The sequence below is a fragment of the Microcoleus sp. B13-B6 genome, assembly GCF_036705405.1.
GTDB lineage: Bacteria > Cyanobacteriota > Cyanobacteriia > Cyanobacteriales > Microcoleaceae > Microcoleus.
The window spans coordinates 1-2,409 of record NZ_JAUBUJ010000162.1; the positions used below are offsets into that span (position 1 = coordinate 1).

1 protein-coding gene is annotated in these 2,409 nt (G+C 47.2%); it reads left to right on the forward strand.

Features of this window, described 5'->3' with window-relative positions:
* Positions 1-2,409: Ig-like domain-containing protein (locus QUB35_RS36880; protein ID WP_333147709.1), on the forward strand; the 2,409-nt coding region annotated here is incomplete at both ends.

Genomic DNA, 2,409 nt, shown 5'->3' on the forward strand with positions numbered 1-2,409 from the left:
ATGTGACGGCGGCTAATGTCACAGTTAGTGGCTCTACTGTTACAGTTAATCCGACTGCTGACTTGGCAGCAAACACTGCATACTATGTCGAAATTGCCAACGGTGCAATTAAAGACTTAGCAGGCAACAATTATGCCGGGATTGCAGGTGCAACAGCTTGGAATTTCACCACGGCTGTTGCCGCTGACACCACACCACCGACAGCCACTTTCACCCCCGCAGATAACGCCACCAGTGTGGCTGTGGGTGCTAATTTAGTTGTCACCTTGAGTGAAGCCGTACAAAAAGGCATCGGCAATTTGGTTATCAAGAAAGTTTCGGATAACTCAGTTGTAGAAACTATTAATGTGACGGCGGCTAATGTCACAGTTAGTGGCTCTACTGTTACAGTTAATCCGACTGCTGACTTGGCAGCAAACACTGCATACTATGTCGAAATTGCCAACGGTGCAATTAAAGACTTAGCAGGCAACAATTATGCCGGGATTGCAGGTGCAACAGCTTGGAATTTCACCACGGCTGTTGCCGCTGACACCACACCACCGACAGCCACTTTCACCCCCGCAGATAACGCTACCAGTGTGGCGGTGGGTGCGAATTTAGTTGTCACCTTGAGCGAAGCTGTACAAAAAGGCATCGGCAATTTGGTTATCAAGAAAGTCTCGGATAACTCAATTGTAGAAACTATTAATGTGACGGCGGCTAATGTCACAGTTAGCGGCTCTACTGTTACAGTTAATCCGACTGCTGACTTGGCAGCAAACACTCCATACTATGTCGAAATTGCCAACGGTGCAATTAAAGACTTAGCTGGTAACAATTATGCCGGGATTACAGGCGCAACCACTTGGAATTTCACCACTGCTGCCGCCGTTGACACCACACCACCGACAGCCAGTTTCACCCCCGCAGATAACGCCACCAGTGTTGCAGTTGCTGCTAATTTAGTCGTAACATTGAGTGAAGCCGTACAAAAAGGCATCGGCAATATTGTCATCAAGAAAGTCTCGGATAACTCGCTAGTAGAAACTATCAATGTCACCTCAGCAAATGTCACCGTTACTGGCAGTAGCGTCACAGTTAATCCCACGGCAGATTTAGCGCCTGGTACTGGTTACTACGTTGAAATTGCTGCTGGTGCAATTAAAGACTTAGCAGGTAACAATTATGCCGGTACTACAGGTGCAGCTACTTGGAATTTCACCACCGTCGCTGATACCACAGCGCCGACAGGCGCCACTTTCACCCCCGCAGATAACGCCACCAGTGTTGCAGTTGCTGCTAATGTAGTTGTCACCTTGAGTGAAGCCGTACAAAAAGGCATCGGCAATATTGTTATCAAGAAAGTCTCGGATAACTCAGTGGTGGAAACTATAAATGTTACTTCCACAAATGTCACCGTTAGCGGTAGTACAGTCACAGTTAATCCCACGGCAGATTTAGCGCCTGGTACTGGTTACTACGTGGAAATTGCTAACGGTGCGATTAAAGACTTGGCTGGTAACAATTATGCCGGCACTACAGGGGCAACTGCTTGGAATTTCACCACTGCTGACACCACAGCGCCGACCGCTGCCACTTTCACCCCCGCCGATAACGCCACTAATATTGCAGTTGCTGCTAATTTAGTTGTCAACTTGAATGAAGCAGTCCAAAAAGGCACTGGCAATATTGTCATCAAGAAAACCGACGGCACGCTGGTGGACACTATAAATGTTACTTCCCCCAATGTCACGATTAGCGGCTCAACCGTCACCGTTAATCCCACAGCAGATTTAGCGCCCGGTACTGGTTACTACGTTGAAATTGCTGCTGGTGCGATTAAAGATATTGCAGGTAATAATTATGCCGGTACTACAGGTGCAACTGCTTGGAATTTCAATACTGCTACTGCTGTACCGGCTTTCGTGGAAGACTCTAATATCTCCTTGTCTGGTGGAGATTACGGTTCTGCAAGCTGGGCAGACTATAACGAAGACGGCAACGTAGACTTATTATTGACTGGTATGCAGTATGGCTCAATACTGTACAAAAATACAGGGAGTGGTTTTACACAAAACACCGGGATTTCTTTGCCCGGTGTTCGTAATAGCTCTGTAGCTTGGGCTGACTATAATGGAGACGGAAAACAGGACTTGTTGTTGACAGGTGATGCTTACCCCAGGATCTCCCGGATATACAAAAACCAAGGCACTGGTTTTACAGAAGACACCAATATTTCCCTACCTGGTGTTTCCTTCGGCTCCGTAGCTTGGGCCGACTATAACGGAGATGGAAAACAAGACTTCCTGTTGACTGGCTATGCACCTTTTACCTTAGGCATTGTTTCTAAACTGTACAAAAATACCGGCACTGGTTTTACAGAAGACACCAGTATTTCCCTACCTGGTGTTTCCACCAGTTCCGTAG